This is a genomic window from Bacillus sp. J33, assembly GCF_000518885.1.
Classification (GTDB): domain Bacteria; phylum Bacillota; class Bacilli; order Bacillales; family Cytobacillaceae; genus Cytobacillus.
Genome location: NZ_JAEL01000010.1, coordinates 22,357 through 43,099, shown reverse-complemented (window position 1 = coordinate 43,099; position 20,743 = coordinate 22,357). Strand labels below are relative to the sequence as shown.

Here is a 20,743-nt window from a genome sequence, read left to right as displayed (position 1 = left end):
ACTTACTATCAAAGGGTAAAAGCACTTTTATTTAAAGGGTTCCTTTTTAAGAACTATGTTGGAAACCTTCTGGATATCTCATTTTTTAGCAAATCAATAAAGTCTGAATCAATCTCCAATGTTACTGCTTTAACATACGCATCAATTAAAAGTTTATCGCTTATCCTTTGAAGCATGATTAATCCACCTCTTTCTTTATAAATACATTTTTCAGGATACATGGATATTTAAAAGAAGGATTATATAACTTCTCTTTTATCAGTTATTTATTTTGCACCATAAATGGATAGTTTCTTTGTCAAGTTTAAAAAATTTACTAATCTAGGACTTAATTCCATTCCTTTTGTACTCACATTTTACATATCCTATCCTATTATAAGAAATCATTTACAAAAGCCATTCTGCAAATTTTTATACTAATGTCTTTTTCTTTAGTTAAGATATCTTGAAGAAATTTTCCTTAAGTATTTAATAAAACCATAGGGGGTTATCTAAGACTCAAAATTCCCCCTATGTCTTGAAATAAAAGACCAATGAATGTTTACATCGATACTTTTATGACATTGTTAGAACAACACGCCCATTAATTTTTCCACTTTCCATTCGATCAAATACATCGTTAATACGATCAAGCGGTTGAATTTCTATGTTTGTACGTACCTTTCCTTGGGCTGCAAATTCTATGGATTCCTGTAAATCTTTTCTTGTCCCGACAATAGAACCTTTTACCGTTACTCCATTTAACACAGTGTCAAAAATAGGAATAGGCAGTTCATCATTTGGAAGACCAACAACCACTAGTGTACCACCTCTTTTTACCGAACTGTAAGCTTGTTCAAACGCTTTTTTCGTTACGGCAACGCTTATAGCCGATTGGACACCGCCTACTTTCTCTTTAATTTCCTGAACAGGGTCTACTTTTAGTCCATTAACAGTAAGGTCAGCTCCTAATTCTTTTGCTAATTCAAGTTTGTCATCCTGAATATCAACCGCAATGACATTGAATCCCATTGCTTTGGCATATTGAAGTGCAACATGTCCCAGACCGCCAATTCCATAAATCGCTACCCAATCTCCTGGCTTTGCTTCTGACACTTTTAATGCTTTATAAGTCGTAACCCCTGCACAGAAAATGGGAGATACTTCAGCAAAATCAAGGTTTTCCGGAATTTTAACAACATAGTTGGCAGGAGCTTTACAATATTCTGCATATCCTCCATCTACCGAATAGCCAGCATTTAATTGATCTGGGCATAACGTTTCGCGACCTGTTAAGCAATACTCACATTCGCCACAAGCCGAATAAAGCCACGGAATACCAACTCGATCTCCTACTTTTATGGACGTAACACCTTCTCCTATCTCTTCCACGATTCCAACGCCTTCATGACCTGGAATAAGTGGAAGTTTAGGTTTTACTGGCCAGTCTCCATGAGCAGCATGTAGGTCTGTATGGCAAACACCGCAAGCTTTTATTTTGACAAGAATTTCTCCATATTCTAATTCAGGCACTAGCACTTCCTTAATTTCTAATTGTTGTTTAAACTCATTCACCACTGCTGCTTTCATCGTTCTGTTTTCATTATTTTTTGTACACATGTAACATTTCTCCCCTCAATTTTTGGATTCACTCTATTTACTTGCAAAAATCATGCCAATTATAAAAGTGCTTTCAATTCTAGCTCTCTGCTTCTAGAATATTTATTGCTGCCGAAAAATCGGCCCATTTAGCCGTAAATTCGGTCAAAATGGGACAATTTATTGTTATGTTTAAACAAAAGATTAAATACTAGCGCTTATTCAAGGCTATCGAGAAAAGGGAAAAGTGCATTTATGTTAATGCGGGGTAATGCTTTCGCCTTAAGGATCATACAAAGTAGTGTACTTTCTATATAATTGACAGAATAATATAATCTTTAGTCTAATAGATTCAGTGGAAATTCATATAAAGTTATATGAGGGGGATGATCTTATTGAAGAAAAGTCAATTTCGTTTTGTGAATAAAGAAGTGCTGACATCGATAATTGAATCTTGGGAAAGAAGCCGGTAAAATAGGGTTTCACCTGATCTCAATTTTACACCTCTTGTATTATCAGAGGATGCCAACCAGCGGGTTAAAGATAGAAATGGGCTTTATCGGTCATTTTTTGCCAACGTATCTTCACTAACAGCTAAAATATCTTCTGATGCTGGAAATTCTTTTAGTGTAAGCAAAGAAACAAAAGAATATATGTCACCAAAAACCCCTCTGTATTCAGGAAATATTTGATCTAATACTGCTTGAAATTGCAGCTTGGTTTGAACATACATTCCCGTTATATTCTCCATGTTGCCTTATGAGATTACGAAGGTTCAAGAGTTGAATTCCACGCTTCTTATATGGCTCTAAATCCTCTTTGTAGTAAAGCTCACAAAGACGATAGGCATCTATGGCATCGGTTTTAACTTTTTGTAAACTATAACTTTCGGCTCTATGAGAAATCACTGGATTAACGATGATTAATAAATATTGATGTTCCTCTAGAAACTGAACAACTGGGGCTTGGTAATGTCCACTAGCTTCTAATACCACTGAAGGTTGTAGCCCTGTTATATCTTTAATCCCTTTTAGAAATTCAAGTAATGATCCTAGCCCACAAGGTCATGTCGTATACTAAAGCTTTTACGGTAAGGTTTTCCTTTATCTAAAAATGCCTGAACGTCACTTTCCCTTTTTGAAACATCCAGACCAACGACTGGATTCATTCTAATCTCCGCCTCAAATTTGAAATGGCCAGTAACCCCTAACTCCTCCTAGTAGCAACATAGCTTTGCTTGTTATACGAGATCTAAGTCCCAACCAGCCTTAAACATGTTTCTACCAGTAGGGGTGAACGGTTTAATGAAGCAACTTTTAAAAAAGAAGGACCGTTTAGAATAAAGTTTGATCATTTGCAAAAGCTTGATCAAAAGGGGCTGTCTGAAAAATTACTAAAGTAGTAAAAAAGCCGTTAATTGCTAGTGAGTTAAAGTCCAATCAGAGTAAGTACTAAGACGCTTATAAAAATTATCATCTCCTAATCTATTTTCGTTTAAATACAACCAGCAGGGGATTTATTGAAAGTTTTTTTATTGAGTTCAAAATAACTCATTGAGTTTATTTTAACTCGATATTTTGTATTCTTCTCATTATGGGCAGCGTCATGAAAATGTGGATTAACAACCTTGAGGAAATTAAAATATCAAAAGTCTAATTTCTCATTAATTAAATTGAGAAATTAGGCTTTTTAGTTACTCCAGAAAAGCGCAGTTTTCTTAAATAAGCACAACTATTGTATTATTCACTACAAGTTGAAAAAATATTTCAGTGCTATCGATAGTCACTTATAAAAATTATTATTTCCTAATCTATCTCCGTTTTACAACAACCAGCAGAGAGTGTATTTAAAACAAAGTTTTTTTGAGTTCAAAACAACACATTGAGTTAATTTTAACTCGATATCTTGTAATTTAATAATTAAAAATATTATAAATAGTACAATAGTAAGTGTTATCTGAGTTGGTATGAATCTTGCAAGGTTAATAATATATCTCTATTGTTAATGTTTGAAACCGCTTACAATTATTTAATTCGACTTTCAAGGAGGTGCTATTTTTCAAGGGATACTTATTTTAAAGGAGGACCTTTACAAAAAGTAATAAGAAACCATTCATTTTTTAAAGGGGGAGTTTTTTTGAATAATAGAATCGATCATTTTACCTTTTGGCCGCCGATTATCATTATGACTGTTCTTGTCATACCGCTTGTTTTAAATCCAGAAGCAGGAATTGATGTGATTAACGGAATAATTGGATTGTTTACACAGAAATTCGGATGGTTATTTATGGCTTTCGGACTTATGGCTTTCGTATTTTTAATGTGGCTGGCGTTTGGCAGATATGGAAATGTCAAGCTGGGAACTGCAGAGGATGTGCCTGAGTTTTCAAAGTTAAGCTATATTGCGATGCTGTTTACAGCAGGTGTTGGGACGGGTTTGATCTATTGGTCAATTATTGAACCGATCTACTATATGCAACAGCCGCCGTACGGGATTAAACCAGGAACAGCAGAGGCTGCAGAATGGGGAGCTGCTTACGGAGCATACCACTGGGGCTTTATTGCTTGGTCTATTTACTGTTTGCCCGCTGTTCCGCTTGCGTATGCATACCATGTTCGTAAACGTCCCAATTTGCGATTAAGTTCCGTCTTTTATGGAAAGACAGGCAAGTATGCGAACAACTGGTTTGGGAAGCTGGTTGACCTATTTGTTATGCTGGGTTTATTAGGGGCAAGCGGGACCATGCTTGGATTGGGAACGCCGATGGTCACTGCTGCAATCGCCGGTTATATTAACATTAAACCTTCGTTTTTATTAAATTTCACGGTAATTTTAATTTGGACGGTTATTATCGGTGCAAGTGTCTATAAGGGATTGAACAAGGGAATTCGTATATTGAGCAACATTAATATTTATATTGCGTTGTTCCTCGCTTTGTTCGTTTTAGCTGTTGGACCGACTGCTTTTATTTTGAATACTTTTACTAATAGTGCAGGGCTGATTTTTCAAAACTTTGTGCATATGAGTTTGTGGACGGATCCTATTAAACAAAGCGGATGGCCTCAATCGTGGACGATATTCTTCTGGGCATGGTGGATTGCAAGTACTCCGTTTTTTGGGTTGTTTATTGCGAGAATTTCTAAAGGAAGAACGATTCGTGAAGTAATTATGAATAACATCGTATGGGGAACATTAGGCTGCTGGGTTTATTTTGCCATTTTCGGCTCAAACTCCATTTATGTTGAGTTGTATGGTGAAACATCGATGACACAGATGATCCAGGATAAGGGGCCAGAACAAACAATTTTTGCCATTTTAGAGTCATTACCGTTATCTGCTATACTCATTCCATTGTTTATTATTTTAATGTTTATTTTCCTGGCAACAACTGCTGATTCAGGAGCATATATTCTTGCCTCTATTACAACGAAAAATTTGAAAACCGGAGAAGAACCAAAGTTATGGAACAGACTATTTTGCTTCATCTACGCTGGGGGCATTTCCATTGTTATTTGTTTTAATAGCCTGCGTGATTTGCTTTATAAAGGACATCGGCGAAGATCTAGGTTCCCATCTGAAAAAGGAAATTATAGTGGTGCCGAAATGTGAACCTATTAATAACTCTGATTCAGCGGTCAAGCCTAATAATCATTCGATAAATGGGTAAATAAAGGAGAAGAGAAGAATGGCAATCAACCAAATTTTATTGGATAAAAACGTTGCGTGCAAATTGCGTGATGGAACGATCTTATTTGCTGACATATACCGGCCAAATGACGATAAAAAGTATCCAGTTTTACTCACACGCCTGCCATATAATAAAAATAATCCGTTTTATTCTCATCGCTACCTTGATACCAATCGTCTGGTGGAGAATGGATACATTGTGGTTATTCAAGATGTCAGGGGCAGGTTTTCTTCTGAAGGAGACTTTTACCCTTTTAAAAACGAAGGAAAAGATGGATATGATTCAGTTGAGTGGGCTGCTCAATTGCCTTGCTCAGATGGAAACGTCGGTATGTTTGGCCTATCGTACTATGGCTTTACGCAATTGCTTGCAGCTGCAGAAAACCCACCGCACTTAAAAGCAATTTTTCCAGCCCAGGCACTGAGTGATTTAAGGGATGGAGGATTGTTTCGAAATGGGGTGTATGAATTAGGTTTAAATATCACATGGGCACTCGAATCGATTGCGCCGGATCTTTTAAGACGTAAATTTACCGATCCTGAATTATATGGTCAAAAAATGCGGGAGCTATCCGATTATATAAATAACATAGAGGACTGGTATAAGTATTATCCTTTAAAGGAATGGCCGCCTTTAAAAGAGTTGGAAATTTCTGAGTATTTTTATGAAATGGCCAATTGGGAACTAGAAGATGACAAATGGGCAGAAATATCATTATTAGAAGATAAATTAAAGAAAATCAAAGTGCCCGCTTACCATTTAGCAGGCTGGTTTGACTGCTTTTTAGGCTCTGCGCTTGCCAACTTTTTAAAGTTAAAAGAGTATTCAGCTCAACCGCAAATGCTAATGGTTGGACCGTGGGCACACGGTCAATTTGGTTATTCCATTGGTCAATTAAGGTTTGGTCTGCATGCCTCGGAAGATTGGCTGAACTATAGAGAAGATTTAACCGAGCTGCATATTCGCTGGTTTGATCAATGGTTAAAAGGGAAAGACACTGGAATACTTTCCGAAAAGCCAGTTAAAGTATTTGTCATGGGAGAAAATAAGTGGCGAAATGAAGAATCTTGGCCGTTGCCTCAAACAACATACATTCCTTACTATTTTCACAGTGACGGCAATGCAAACACAAGATCCGGAAACGGACAGCTTTCTACAGTTATCCCTAAAGGGGAACCAGCCGATCAATTTGTTTTTGATCCATCCAACCCTATTCCAACTGCAGGAGGGGGAACCTTACTCCATACTGGTTTCGAAGCTGGACCTGTGGACCAAAGCAAAGTGGAAGAAAGAAAGGATGTTCTTGTTTATTCAACCGCTGTATTAGAAGATGCACTTGAAATAGCAGGACCAGTAAAAGTTGTTCTGTATGCAAAATCAGATGCAGTTGATACGGACTTTACAGCAAAGTTAATTGATGTGTTCCCAGATGGAACTCCTTATAACTTAACTGATGGAATAGTTCGGGCCAGCTATTACAATGAAAATAAAAAAGATATTAGGAATAAGATTGTTAAATATGAGATTGACTTATGTGCAACAAGCAATGTCTTTTTACCAAATCATCAAATCAGAGTGGAGATTTCTTCAAGTAATTTCCCTCGCTTTGCCGTCAATTTAAATAATGGGGAAACAGTGTTAACAAGCAAAGAATACAAACAAGCAAATCAAACCATTTATCATGACGAACTGCATCCATCACATATTTTATTGCCGATAATATCTGAAAAAATCTATTCGTAAAGTTTACATTAACTTTCCAAAAAAGAGCTACCGCTAAAAACAGTGCGATAGCTCTTTTCCGTGCAAATTAGTTTTTACCGTAGCTGATCAAATTCGTAAATAGCCGGTAGCCGCCTGGGACTTGGCCTTGAATTTGGCGGTAGAATACCAGGTTGGTGTAGAGGTAGGTGCCTTCGCCGTAGTTGGCCATGAGAATGCCGCCGTCGAAAGGTTCTTCGTTTGGATCTCCCATGCGAACGAAGGTTTCAAAACGGTCATCCCACTGCATTGGATAGTATAATCCTCTTTCCTGAACCCAGTTAGCCCAATCGTTATCCGTAATTTTATTCGGATGGTTGAACAGCGGGGATTCAGGCTGCAGAACGGTTACGGGTGCATTTTCATCGGTTACCCTCCAGCGTATGGATGGGTTTCCAATAGTCAGCGGGTATGGTGCAGTGTCATTCGTAATCCAGCCATCGTTCGGTTTATGATATTGAACCACCATATGTCCGCCATTTTCAACATATTGCTTCAGGCGGTCATTATTGGCAGCAAGGTCTTCCCGTGATAAGTAGGCACGGATGCCGACAACAATCGTATCGTATTGGCTTAAGTCCCCTGAAGCTAAGTCTGCTTCGGTAAGCTTAGTAACATCAAGTCCTGCATTTGACAAATAGTCTGCCACTTTGTCAAAGCCGCTTTCAATATAGCCAACCTTTAAGCCTTCTGGTGCAAGCAGCTCAAAGGCAACTCCATTTACTTGGGCAGGGTACAGATAATAGAATTTGCCGATATGATCATACTGAATTTCCTGAATGGTTGAGTCAAAGGTTTCTCCGTTTACAACCGCCTGAGCGGTTAATTTAAAGTCACCTTCGTTAATATCAGCAGGCGGGTTAAGCGTAAAGGCAACCTCTTTTTCCTCCAATGAGGATTCAAAGTTTACGGAAGCTGTTCCCGGTTTTACTGACCATCCTTCCGGAACATTCAAGGATACTGAAGCTTGGGCCGCTCCTTCACGGTAATTTTTCACTTTCACATTCACAGGCACTTCTTCCTGTACCTTGGCTGTATTAATAACTAAATCCTCAGGTGAAAGAGTGAGGCCGACGTCCGGCAGAACTGCGATCGTGCCTTCCAGCTCAGCAATGGTGACTGTCTTTGCACCGGCAGATTCATAGCTGACTTTTGCCTGAATAGCAGGGTCTGCATATGCATGGTAATATTCTGCATCATCTGGCACTTGAACAGCATAGGAGATTTCAATGGTTTTACCAGGTGCCAGGTCGGCAGCCTTCATTTTGTCAGAAACTTCCCATCCTTCTGGAGTGACTAATTCAACATCAGCTTTCTTCAGCTTCTGTCCTCCATTATTCTTTAACGTGACGGTAACGGTTGTTTCCTGGCCCTTTGTTAGGGTGTTGGATTCAGCAGCTGCTTTGATTTCAAGTTCAGAAGAAACAAAGCTCACTTCTAACAGCTGTTCTTTTTTAACTTCGAGCTTATGAAGCAAATCAGATTGCAGCCGGGAATCAAGTTTAGCATTCTCCGTTTTCTTCAATAAACTTTCCACTTCTTTTAATGCTTTTTGAGTTTCACTAAATACCTGGCTATGGCTAGGATAGCTTGAGATGACCTTATCCAGGCTTTTTTGGAATTTAGTAAAGTGTACTTGCAAATCTTTTTCTTTCTTCGGAAGAGCTTGAGCCCATTCTTTAAAATCATAAGGGATCCCTGCAAAAAGCTCATTGCTTCCGTTTGTCTCTACAGCACTATCCACTAATTCCAGATGAGTCTGTCTTGGGGCGACAGGAATGTCATTTCCCATTCCCTGGCTTTTGTGCATATAGCGTGATTGCTCCCCAATTTGCGGATAGGACAAACCATAGATTGGGTCGTACATTCCTATTTCGATCGATGTATCAGCTGTGTCTTTTGATTCTGCCGGCAAATATAGCTTTTTAATCTGCCATACGGATAATCCTTCTTTTAATTGTTCAGGGTAAACGTTAGGGTCTGCTGCGTCCTTGAAGGCTTCTTCACTTAGGATGGTCATTGTGCGGTGGTGTCCGTGCTGTGTATCTGAGTCTCGGAAGGAAGGCATTACAATATCTGGCTGGTAAGTACGAATAAAACGGATTAATCTTTCATAAGTAAGGTCCTTTCCCCAGTGGCTGAGAGTTTCATCTTTCGTCTTGGAAAAGCCGAAATCATAAATAGAATCTGAGGTGGTTTCACTTAAATGGTAGGCTTTTACACCTGTGATTTTTGCGGCTTCAATCATCTCTCGGGAGCGGATAATTCCAAGGGCATCGCCAAGTTCCTGCCCAATCTCATTTTGCCCGCCTTCACCGCGGTTGGCAATGAGGCTTGACGTTTTTACACCGAGGCCTCTAGATAGGTAGGCAAGAAAGTCGCTGCGTTCGTCATCAGGGTGTGCACCGGTGTTCAAAAAGCTGACAGTTGTGTCAAGCGGCTTCACTGCACTCCAAAGATCTGCATCATGCTCATTTGACTGGGCGCTTCCGCTCAGAGGCAGTAATGAAAAGATTAATGATAGTGATAAAAAATAAATAAATATTCTTTTCAAAATGTGTAACCCCTTTCAAATTTTTTATATAACGATTTTACCCTCCTTTCCTCCTGGGTATAAAGTGGGTTAGTTAAACTGCCTAACTAACTGAAGATAAACTCCCACCTAATAAATATCATAATATGGTAAAGTTATAAAAATTTCAACATTCAGAAAAATTAATTAATTAAAATAATCCTTTAGGCATACTTACGGTGTGAATTATCATAAAATTTAAAAAATGTGGTTGTATACGATTACCAGGTAAGTTATATTGAAGTTAATTAGTAATGTTTACTAACCAAATCAATTAAGGCCGTGATGTGATGAATTTTAATGGGACACCTATGCAAATAAAATCAATGAATAAAAAGAGAGTACTTCAATGGATTCAGGAAAATTCACCGACTTCAAGGGCTGAGATTGCTGCGAAGATTTCCATAAGCAAGCCGACTGTTTCTTTATTGGTAGATGAATTGATAGGTGAAAAGTGGGTGTATGAAAAGGGAATAGGTGAATCTTCTTCACAAGGAGGAAGGAGACCGATCCATCTTTATTTCAACGAAAAAGCGGCTTATGTAATCGGAACAGATATCGGAGGCACGAAAGTAAAAACTGTTATAAGTGATTTGGGAGGAAACATTGTCCAATCAAGCAGTTTCTCAACGAATCAATTTTTAAAAGCCGGACTTTTAAAGCAAATCTCTAAAGAAGTTCATTCCATGCTGGATGAATGCCAGATTCCGCTTAAACAGGTGCTTGGAATGGGAGCGGGTGTACCTGGGATTACGCTTACATCCAGTGGAGTCGTGCTGGAAGCTCCGAGTCTGAATTGGGTCCGCTATCCTTTTTTAGCTGAAGCGGAAAAATATTTCCCTTTTCCTGTCCATGTAGACAACGATGTGAATGTTGCAGCACTAGGTGAACAATGGCTGGGAAATGCGAAAAATAAACAGAATGTTCTGTTTATAGCGGTCGGTACAGGAATCGGAAGCGGGATTATTATTAACAATCAGCTTTACCGGGGACATGCAAACGCTGCAGGTGAAATGGGCTATATGGTGACAGATAAAACAGATATGAAAAAAGACTTTAAGCCAATCTTTCACCGCTATGGTTATTTGGAAAGTGTCGCCGGGGGAAAATCGATTGGAAAAAAGCTGACGGAAATCATTCAGCAAAAACCTGATCATCCGCTATATTCGCAGGCTCATCAGTCAGAGCTGTCGGGGGAAATGGCTTTTGCACTTGCTAAAAAGGGCGACCAGTCAGCGGTTTCAGTCATTGAAGAGGCCACCCAGCAACTAGCTTATGGAATTATTAATGCAGCAAGCTTATTGAATCCTGAGATCATTATTTTAGGAGGTGGTGTTTTAAAATCATCTGATTACATTTTGCCCCGATTGCGCAATATCGTGAATCACTATCTTCCAAGTTCAGTAGAATTGAAGGTTTCACGATTAGGTGATCATGCGGGAGTGCTTGGTGCTGTTTCACTCTTTTTACGGGAGCATGAAAGTATTATTAAATTTTCATAATGAGGGGGATTTTTCAATGAAAAATAAGAAAAGGGCAGCCATTTTTACCACTTTATCCATATCTGCTGCATTAATGCTTTCGGCATGCAGTTCTGAACAAGGATCCAGTTCTAATACAAATGATCCGGCAGAGAAAGAGAACAAACTGGAAGATAAGGTTGTTGTATATTCACCCCATGGAAAAGATATTCTATCAAAGTTTGAGCAGCAATTCGAGGAAAAATATCAGATTGATGTTGAATGGCTTGATATGGGATCACAGGAGGTCCTGGACCGGATCCGATCCGAGAAAAACAATCCCCAGGCTGATGTATGGTGGGGAGCACCATCTGTAAACTTCGATCAGGCTAAAGATGAAGGACTATTAAAGCCATATGAGCCTTCTTATTCGGGTAGTCTGGCGGAAGGTTTCCATGATCCGGATTGGCATTGGTCCGGCACAAGCCAAACACCGGAAGTCATTATGTATAACAGCAAAGAATTGTCCGAAGATGAAGCACCGAAAGACTGGGATGAGCTTCTGGATCCTAAGTGGAAGGATGAAATCATTATCCGCTATCCGCTGGCATCGGGTACGATGAGAACCATTTTTTCAGCCATGATATACCGTGATTTCAAGGATTCCAATGATACTGCCGCAGGATACGAATGGCTTGAAAAATTGGATGCAAACACGAAAGAGTACGCTGCGAACCCTGAAATGATGTACAACAAGGTGGCCAAAGGGGAAGGAACCCTTTCTGTCTGGGCGATGCCTGACGTCGTTATGTTAAAAGAAAATAAAAATTATCCTTTTGAGTTTATTATTCCAGAAAGCGGCACACCAGTCTTGACCGAAGGAATTGCGATTGTGAACGAAGCTCCGCATCCAAAAGCGGCAGAAGCATTCTATGAATTTGTCAACACTCCTGAGGCAGCTAAAATCCTTGCTGATGAATTCTATCGGATTCCAACAAGGGATGATGTCGAAGGACTTCCTGAGTGGATCACCAATACAGAGATTAAAAGCATGGATATCGACTGGAAAGTATTTCAGGAGCATAGTGACAGCTGGATGAAGTATTGGGATGAAAACATTAAGAGCGGAGAAAAAGAAATTAAAGAATAGGAAGTGTAATGGGGATGGCGTCTATAAACATTGATAATGTCCAAAAAGCCTTTGGAAAGGTGATTGCAGTCGATCATTTAAATCTTGATATAAGGGATGGGGAATTCTTCACCTTCCTTGGACCAAGTGGATGCGGCAAGACGACCACACTTCGGATGATTGCTGGATTCTATTATCCTACTAAAGGTGTTGTCCGTTTCGGCAATAAGGATATGACGCGTGTACCTCCTGAAAAGAGAAATACGGGCATGGTTTTTCAAAACTATGCCCTTTTTCCTCACATGACGGTGTTTGAAAATGTCGCTTTTGGATTAAGGGTAAGAAAACTTGGCTCTAAGGAGCTCAAAAAAAAGGTTGAGGATGTATTGCAAAAAGTGAGGCTTGAGCAATACGCCGATCGTCAGGTGAGCCAGTTAAGCGGAGGTCAGCAGCAGCGTGTTGCGCTGGCAAGGGCATTAGTGATAGAACCGGAGATTTTGCTCCTGGATGAACCTCTCAGCAACTTGGATGCCAAGCTGCGTGATGAAATGAGAAGCGAAATCCTAAGATTGCAAAGAGATTACAAGATTACGACTATCTATGTGACCCATGACCAGGCTGAAGCACTATCCATGAGCGACCGAATTGCGGTATTTAACTTTGGGGTCTGCCACCAGGTGGGGACACCTTCGGAAATTTACAATGAACCTGCCAATGATTTCGTAGCAGGGTTTATCGGAGAAATTAATTTGCTGCCTGTAAAAATAGACAGGATGGAACAAGGTTTTATCTTTGTAAATGTACAGAACGGTGAGGGCACTATTGAGCTGGCGATCCGGAACAGCCCATTTAATTATAATCAGGAAAATAAAGGGGGCCTGGCTTTATCCATCCGCCCAGAATCTATCAAAATATTAGAAAAAGAAACGGAAGGGAAAAATATTTTTAAAGGAACCGTTGAAGAAGTGCATTTCTTTGGCTCCCTGATCAATGTTATTGTCAGGGTCCAAGAACTAAAGCTTCAAGTGAATGCACTTAATAATGGCTTATCCAGGAACATGCAGGCGGGATCTCATATCTGGGTGGAACTGCCTGAAGAGCAGATGAGAATCATTCCGGTCGTAACTGGTGATAATCATGATTAAAAATCGGGATACAAGACTGACACTGCTGCTTCTTATTCCTGTCCTATTGGTCCTCGTGGCCTATGTGCTTTATCCGTCTTTGCGGACGATTATGGAGAGCTTGCAAAAGGACGGCAGCATGACTCTCGGGAATTACAGTGATTTCTTTACGCAGGAGTCCAAGACTAATCTGGAAGCCCTTTGGAATTCTGTTTATATCTCTATTTTAAGTGTTCTTGTTAGTGCTTTTATTGGCATTCCGCTGGCGTTCATATTTAACCGATATGATTTTCCAGGCAGAGGTTTCTTTGCATCTGCTGCCATCATGCCAATTGTTCTCCCATCATTGGTAGGGGTTATGGCCTTTATGTTTTTATATGGGGAAACGGGATTGATTCCAAATGCCATTAAAGATTTATTCGGGCTGGATGAGGTACCGTTTAAAGTTGGCGGTGTATCAGGCATTTTAATTGTTCATGCCTACACCATGTATGTGTATTTTTATATGACTGTTTCATCAGCTATTAATAAAATTGATCCTTCCTTGGAAGAGGCAGCATACAATCTGGGAGCAAACCGTTTTAAAGTTTTTTGGAAAGTAACCTTTCCATTATTAACACCAGCTATCGTAGCAGCCTCTTTGCTTGTATTTATGATCTGGATGGCTTCCTTCAGTGCGCCGTTTTTGCTTGCAGGAGGATTCAGGGTTTTAAGTTTGCAAATTTATTTTTCAAAAATTAATGGGGATATGGAAGTTGCCGCCACGCAATCTGTTATATTATCGATCGTATCCATCAGTTTCCTGCTTTTTATGCGCTGGTACCAAAATCGCAAGGATTATCGGATGGCCTCAAAAGGGATTGGTGCCCATCGCAGTGAAGTAAATAATCCTTTTTTAAAGTGGACACTTGTTTTTACAGGAATTGTTGGAGTGATCATTCTGCTGCTCCCGCATTTCACGATTCTCCTTCTGTCGCTCGTGCCAGACGGAACATGGACATGGCAAACGTATCCATCTGTATTTAACTTTGAAAACTATCGTTTGTTGTTCCAGGACCCGAACATTTTCAAGCCATTGAAAAATAGCTTGATTCTGTCGTTTATCGCTACAGCAGGCAACCTGGTCTTTGGAGTATTGGCTTCCTATGTTCTGGTAAAACGGAAATTTGTCGGTAAGAGCTTTGTGGATATTTTGGTCATGATTCCTTGGGCATTGCCGGCTACCGTCATCGGGATGAACTTAATTTTTGCTTTTAATGAGCCTACGATCTTTTCGTTCGGAAACATCCTTGTCGGTACTTTCTGGATTTTGCCGCTGGCTTATTTTATCCGTCATATTCCATTAGTCGTTAGGTCAACCAATGCTGTACTGGAGCAATTAGATGATTCCATAGAAGAAGCTTCAAGGAGTCTGGGTGCTAAGTGGTTTTATACTTTCAGGAAAGTCATTCTCCCGATTATTATGCCGGGGGTTTTATCAGGTACTTTGCTTGCTTTTGTTGAGTCAGTCGGTGAATTTCCAACTTCCGTATTGCTGTACACCATCTCAAACCGCCCCATTTCCATCGAGATTATGAATCAGCTAAGGATGTTTAATATGGGGCAGGCTGCAGCTTACGGAATGATCCAGATAGCATTAATTGCGATTGTACTTTTCATATCGAATCGGTTCTTTGGAGTTAAAGCTGAAAAATCATTATCTTAAAACGGAGTTGAAAAAATGAGCAGATTAGAAGAGTTTATCAAAAGTGAAGGCTATGCCTTTCCTGGGAAGACGTATGCAGAGGAACTGCTGATGCCTGTTTTTAATGATCAGAGGGATTATTTATTTCATGTCATGTTTGATATACACCGGGCGCATGTAATCATGCTTGCAGAGCAGGGGATTATTCCCAAAGACGAAGCGAAAATTATGCTGGAAGGCATAAATAAAGTGGCACAGTCAGACACCAGTTCGTTATGCTACCAGCCTCAATTTGAAGATCTCTTCTTTATGATGGAAGCAAAAATAGGAGAAGAAATAGGAGATGAGCTAGCCGGCAAGATTCATATCGCGCGCAGCAGGAATGATATGGGCATTGCCATGTACAGGTTGGTTCTAAGAGAAAGACTGCTGCAACTTCTAGGAAGTGCCTATCAGCTTAGTGAGGCATTGCTGGAGCAGGCTGAACAGCATAAAGAGACATATATGACTGGCTATACACATACACAGCCAGCTCAGCCGACAACATTGGGACATTATCTGCTGGCTATTTACGATGTCCTGCAGCGGGATATTAAGCGATTATGGGCTGCCTATAAAACGGTTAACCAATCTTCGCTGGGTGCAGCGGCCCTTACAACAACCGGCTTCCCAATTTGCCGTAACCGAACTTGTGAATTATTGGGATTTGATAAGATTATTGAGAACTCCTATGACTCGATTGGGGGAGCAGATTACTTGCTTGAGACTTCTTCTGCCCTTATGACTTGCATGGTGAATACTGGCCGGTGGATTCAGGACTTCCTGCAGCATGTGACAAGGGAGTTTGGCACTTTCTTGGTTGCTGATCCTTACGTACAGGTCAGCAGCATTATGCCTCAAAAACGGAATCCGGTTTCTATTGAGCATTCCAGATCCATTGCCAGCAGTGCTTATGGTGAGGCTTTTGCTGCCATGAATATGGTTCATAATACGCCATTTGGCGATATTGTGGATACAGAAGATGATTTACAGCCCCATTTGTATCGTGCCTTCAATAATGCCAATCGGGTCTTAAAGCTGATGTACGCAGTGATTGCTACCTTAAAAGTCAATAAAGAACATGCAAGAGAAATGGCGAAGAAATCCTGCATTACTATCACTGAACTGGCAGACACCCTATCAAGAGATTACAGCATACCTTTCAGAAAAGCCCACTCTATCTCCAGCTATATATCCAAACAGACTGTGAAGGAACAAAAAGAACTTTGTGACTGGAAAGTGGAGGAAGTTAATGAAGTCATCCAAGGATTTGTTTCAGTCTCCCTTACCGAGGAAGAATGGCAGAGGATTATCTCCCCTGAATATTTTGTTCAAATCCGAAACCTTCAGGGCGGACCGAATCCTGATGAAGTTTCTAGAATGATCAAGATCAGAAATGAAATACTAACTGGGGAAATGCTAAGTTATGAAGGAACAGTCAGTGAGCTTAAGCAAAAGCGAGATCAACTAATCGGTTTTAAATTTTAATTATTATTAACTCAACTTACACATAATTAAAATTAGGACTAACCATTGATGGTATTGAACCCAAAGCTACCCATTGGGATACTTGACAAACTGAAGTACGAGATCAAGAAGGATTGCTTCGGCAATCTTTTTTTTGTTAGCTAAGGAGTTATTTATTCAAAATCCACATTAAGAGACTTAGTTCTATTGAGAAATAAGTATGTGCCATCAATTTTTGAAATTATTATGATCATGAACAATGGAGAAATTATTATAAATCCTTAATACCCTTATTATGGATAAAATTACTGATAATAGGAAAAATAAAGGGGTAATTTGTTTAAGGAGGAATTATTTTGGCAGAGAACAAAGATGTGAATGCTTCAAATGGTGAAGATGTAAAACTTGAGACGCTGACAACACGCCAGGGTCATCCAGTGACGGATAACCAAAACATCCGGACAATTGGCAATCGCGGCCCGGCTACACTTGAGAATTACCATTTTATTGAAAAAATTTCCCATTTTGATCGGGAAGAGGTGCCGGAGCGTGTGGTACACGCACGGGGAGCTGGAGCATTTGGATATTTTGAAACGTATGGAAAAGTTGGAGATGAGCCGGTAGAGAAGTATACTCGCGCGAAGGTATTTTCTGGTGCCGGGAAAAGAACACCGTTAATGGTACGTTTCTCCACAGTGGCAGGTGCGAAAGATTCGCCTGAAACAGCGCGGGATCCGCGTGGCTTTGCTGTAAAAATGTATACGGAAGATGGCAACTGGGATCTGGTTGGGAACAACCTGAAAATTTTCTTTATCCGCGATGCAATGAAGTTCCCTGATATGATTCACGCGTTTAAAGCTGATCCAGCATCGAACGTGCCAAATCCTCAGCGGATGTTTGACTTCGTTTCCCGTACACCTGAAGCAACGCATATGATTACATTCCTTTTCTCTCCATGGGGTATACCAGCGACATACCGCCACATGCAGGGATCTGGTGTAAATACCTATAAGTGGGTAAATGACAAAGGCGAGGCTGTCCTGGTGAAGTATCACTGGGAGCCGAAGCAAGGTATTCGTAACTTAACACAAGATGAGGCAAACGAAATTCAAGCGAAGAACGTCGGTCATGCGACACAAGACTTATATGAAGCGATTGAGCGAGGTGATTATCCGGAATGGGAGCTCTTTGTACAGATCATGGAAGATGATTACCATCCGGAACTGGATTTTGACCCACTCGATGATACGAAGCTCTGGCCGGAGGATAAGTTCCCATGGCTGCCAGTGGGTCGAATGGTCCTTGATCGCAATCCGGTTGATTTCCATGCGGAGATTGAGCAGGCCGCCTTTGGTACAGGGGTTCTTGTAGATGGAATGGACTTCTCAGACGATAAAATGCTGCAGGGCCGTACCTTCTCTTATTCCGATACGCAGCGATACCGTATAGGTGCGAACTATCTGAAATTGCCTGTGAACGCACCGAAAGCGCCTGTTCGCACGAATCAGCATCGCGGGCAAATGGATATTCGTGATCCGAAAGAGTCTGGAGAAAGTCCACATATTAACTATGAACCATCGATGGTCGGAGGCTTTCAGGAAGAAAGTGAAAAAGAACGCAAACCGCATCAGCCAATGTATAATGCGGCAGTGATGAGTGCACCTATTGACCGTCCTAACAATTACGGTCAAGCGGGCCACACGTACCGCAGCTTTGAAGATTGGGAGCGCGATGAATTGATCAAAAACCTGTCCGAAGCGCTTGCGATATGCGACAAACGAATTCAGGATGCAATGATTCATCACTTTACACAAGCAGATGAAGACTACGGCCGCCGTGTGAAGGAAGGTATTGAAAAAGTAATGAAAGAAATGCAAGAAAAGAAGGTGGAAAACAAAGTTCCAGGCCGAGAAGCAGGTATATCGAAATTCGGCGAAGGTACATTAGCTGCCAACAAAGCAACAGAAGAGGCTGTGAAGAAAAGCCACGAAGCGGATCCATATTAATTATAAAGTAAGAATGCAAAGGGGTTGTTCAGAAAGTGATTTTAACTGTCTGACAGCCCTTTTTTCTGCCGTAATTCTATTGTACCCCATGTATGAATAACAAAATAATCTTTTTAAATAATAAGGAAGACAACAGAATTTAGGGGGGATACATGATGACGGAGCAAAATCGATCTGCCATTGATCAAGCGCGTAATCGAACAAAACGCGGAGTTGAAGCAACAGGCGATGCTGTTAAAAATGCAATTGATACTGTTGAGGATTTTGGAAAAGCAACAGTTGACCGCGTTTCCGACGCAATTAAAGATGTTACAGCAAGATAAATTTTAGAAACTTTTTTTGTAGAAGTTAATTCAATATAAAAGTGGAATTAGGACCGTCTTTTTGGACGGTCTATTTTAATTCGGTTAAATCAACATATATATTGACGAAAAAATAATTTCCAGCTTTAGGGTATTTTCAAATAACAAAAATTGCATTTTCAAATTAAGACTAAGAAATCGTTTAAGGCACATATTAAGTTTGATTAAAAAATTAGGCTGTGTTAAAGCTTATTGTTGAATTTAGCACCCTCTTGATTGGAGCGGAAGGTACGAGATCCTCGAAAATACTATCGCATTTTCTTCGTGCGTTGTTCATTCGAGGAAGCTTATTCAATGTCCTGCGGGAGAAGCGTGTCAGCGGGAGACCCCGCAGGTGCGAATGCACCGAGAAGCGTCGGACCGCCCGCGGAAAGCGAGTGCCTCGTGCTGAAATCAACAGGCAAATTTAACAGAGCCAAAAATTAAAAATGGAGGTTAAAAAAATGAAGCATAAGTGGTACATTTCGATTTTGTCTGTATTGCTTTCGGTAAGTTTTTTATCTGCATGTAATCTGGGTAATAACGAGATGAATGAGCAAGATGGAGTAGGTACTCGTCCGGTTCGTTATGACCGTGACAATAATAATGGTGTTCTTGACAATAATAGAGACCTCGACCCAACAGATGTAAGATTTGATAGGGACAATGACCTTGACATTAATAACAACGAAGGCGCAGATTTAGATACAGACCCAAGAAATATACGCAGACAAGGTGAACCTGATACTCCGTTTAATATGGATGAGGAAGAACCAGATTTAGATGAAGAACCATCTGAAGAACGAAGAGGCTTTTAATATTCAAATAAAATAAACTGTTTTCCAAGAAAATGGTTGCTCTCTGTTAAAATGAATGTTATAAAGGAACAGGTAAAATTTTCAAAGTAAATTTAATAAATGAACAAAAAAGGCTTGGTGTGCACTTATGTCCAAGCCTTTTTTGTTGTTTATTATATTGATACCAATATTGCTTCAATAATAGTTGGTTTCAGACAACGATATTCTATTATTAACGTATCATTTAAAAAGAATTTGTGTTAAGGTTTAATTGTCTGAAAATTCCTGGTATCGTTGGCGATATTTTCTTTAGGAGGCAGATATTATGACTAAAAAATATTTTTGCTTGAGAAATAAGGGGAATAAGGCTAAATAAGAAAAAATGCCTTTCCCTTAATTTGAAAGGGGAAAATTATTTGAGTCAAACATTGTTAATTATTGATGCCCAGCAAGAATTAATTGATGGTAATCAAGAAGCAAGTGCTGTTTTTGGCAAAGTGCAACTTATTAGGAATATTAATTTAGTGATTGAAAAGGCAAGAAAACAGAATGTTCCAGTTGTTTTTGTCAGGGACCTTGATGTTGCTGATGGAATTGGTAAAGGATTTCAAGTCCACAATGAAATTAATGTACCGGCGGAGGCAAAAATCTTCGACAAAACTGCAACGAATTCCTTCCATGGGACAGGACTTTTAAATTATTTAAGATCTGAAGGGATTAATCATGTTGTTATTATGGGGTGTGCAACACAGCACTGTATAGATAGTGCTGTCCGAACAGCAACAATTAGCGGTTTGGATGTCACATTAGTAGGTGATGGACACTCAACAGTGGACAGTGATGTTTTAAGTGCAGAACAAATTATAAAGCATCATAATAAAACTCTTCATGGTCATTACAATGTTGAACACTTTTCAATTGTAAGAAATGCAGATGAAAACTTGTTTCATCCAACTCATGATTCATATAGGTAATTTTAAACTGACAGTTCTAATTAAGAACAATACCCCAATTTCTTTGATAACACACAAGAAATTGGGGTATTTTGAAAAAAGATTTGCTTTTTAAAAGCATATATCCGGTGTAAGCCTTATTTG

Annotated in this window: 14 protein-coding genes and 1 pseudogene; 11 read left to right on the top strand and 4 right to left on the bottom strand. The window is 39.8% G+C overall.

Going from position 1 to position 20,743, the window contains the following annotated elements:
- Positions 1–53: 53 nt before the first annotated feature.
- From sda to L634_RS32490, 3 genes and pseudogenes are all read right to left on the bottom strand, one after another.
- Positions 54–176: a sporulation histidine kinase inhibitor Sda gene (sda, locus tag L634_RS32495; protein WP_157452358.1), complete on the bottom strand. Its 123-nt coding sequence runs from the start codon at positions 174–176 to the stop codon at positions 54–56.
- Positions 177–555: 379 nt separating this feature from the next.
- Positions 556–1,569 (bottom strand): alcohol dehydrogenase AdhP, encoded by a 1,014-nt coding sequence (adhP, locus tag L634_RS0104680; protein WP_026581440.1) that lies wholly within the window; start codon positions 1,567–1,569, stop codon positions 556–558.
- Between the two features lie 580 nt (positions 1,570–2,149).
- Positions 2,150–2,746, bottom strand: a pseudogene (locus L634_RS32490) (IS110 family transposase); the annotation flags it as partial.
- A 968-nt stretch (positions 2,747–3,714) separates the two neighbouring features.
- Between L634_RS32490 and L634_RS30615 the strand changes: the two are divergent.
- Together L634_RS30615 and L634_RS0104660 are read left to right on the top strand one after the other, a co-directional pair.
- Positions 3,715–5,187 (top strand): BCCT family transporter, encoded by a 1,473-nt coding sequence (locus L634_RS30615; protein ID WP_051428234.1) that lies wholly within the window; start codon positions 3,715–3,717, stop codon positions 5,185–5,187.
- Between the two features lie 76 nt (positions 5,188–5,263).
- On the top strand, positions 5,264–7,009 hold the full coding sequence (locus tag L634_RS0104660) for a CocE/NonD family hydrolase (RefSeq protein WP_026581439.1): 1,746 nt from the start codon (positions 5,264–5,266) through the stop codon (positions 7,007–7,009).
- A gap of 67 nt (positions 7,010–7,076) precedes the next feature.
- Here L634_RS0104660 and L634_RS0104655 read toward each other — a convergent pair whose 3' ends face one another.
- Positions 7,077–9,581, bottom strand: a complete 2,505-nt coding sequence (locus L634_RS0104655; protein WP_026581438.1) for an NEW3 domain-containing protein — start codon at positions 9,579–9,581, stop codon at positions 7,077–7,079.
- A 308-nt stretch (positions 9,582–9,889) separates the two neighbouring features.
- Here L634_RS0104655 and L634_RS0104650 point away from each other — a divergent pair, with 308 nt between their 5' ends.
- The 9 genes from L634_RS0104650 to L634_RS0104610 all read left to right on the top strand — a co-directional run bounded on the left by L634_RS0104650 (position 9,890) and on the right by L634_RS0104610 (position 20,620).
- Positions 9,890–11,101, top strand: a complete 1,212-nt coding sequence (locus L634_RS0104650) for an ROK family transcriptional regulator (RefSeq protein ID WP_232233700.1) — start codon at positions 9,890–9,892, stop codon at positions 11,099–11,101.
- Positions 11,102–11,117: 16 nt separating this feature from the next.
- Positions 11,118–12,209: an extracellular solute-binding protein gene (locus tag L634_RS0104645; RefSeq protein ID WP_026581436.1), complete on the top strand. Its 1,092-nt coding sequence runs from the start codon at positions 11,118–11,120 to the stop codon at positions 12,207–12,209.
- A gap of 14 nt (positions 12,210–12,223) precedes the next feature.
- On the top strand, positions 12,224–13,333 hold the full coding sequence (locus L634_RS0104640) for an ABC transporter ATP-binding protein (protein ID WP_034261996.1): 1,110 nt from the start codon (positions 12,224–12,226) through the stop codon (positions 13,331–13,333).
- Positions 13,326–15,017 (top strand): ABC transporter permease, encoded by a 1,692-nt coding sequence (locus L634_RS0104635; RefSeq protein WP_026581434.1) that lies wholly within the window; start codon positions 13,326–13,328, stop codon positions 15,015–15,017. Before L634_RS0104640 ends, L634_RS0104635 begins: the two co-directional genes overlap by 8 nt.
- 15 nt (positions 15,018–15,032) lie before the next feature.
- A complete protein-coding gene (gene argH, locus L634_RS0104630) occupies positions 15,033–16,523 on the top strand; it encodes an argininosuccinate lyase (RefSeq protein WP_026581433.1) in 1,491 nt (496 codons plus the stop codon).
- A gap of 335 nt (positions 16,524–16,858) precedes the next feature.
- A complete protein-coding gene (locus tag L634_RS0104625) occupies positions 16,859–18,508 on the top strand; it encodes a catalase (RefSeq protein WP_026581432.1) in 1,650 nt (549 codons plus the stop codon).
- A gap of 152 nt (positions 18,509–18,660) precedes the next feature.
- Entirely contained in the window at positions 18,661–18,831 is a 171-nt protein-coding gene (locus L634_RS33285) for a hypothetical protein (protein ID WP_157452356.1), read from the top strand.
- Between the two features lie 482 nt (positions 18,832–19,313).
- Positions 19,314–19,667 carry a hypothetical protein gene (locus L634_RS0104615; protein ID WP_026581431.1) on the top strand — a complete coding sequence of 118 codons (354 nt, stop codon included), beginning with the start codon at positions 19,314–19,316 and terminating at the stop codon, positions 19,665–19,667.
- A 395-nt stretch (positions 19,668–20,062) separates the two neighbouring features.
- Positions 20,063–20,620: a cysteine hydrolase family protein gene (locus L634_RS0104610; RefSeq protein ID WP_026581430.1), complete on the top strand. Its 558-nt coding sequence runs from the start codon at positions 20,063–20,065 to the stop codon at positions 20,618–20,620.
- Positions 20,621–20,743 lie beyond the last annotated feature (123 nt).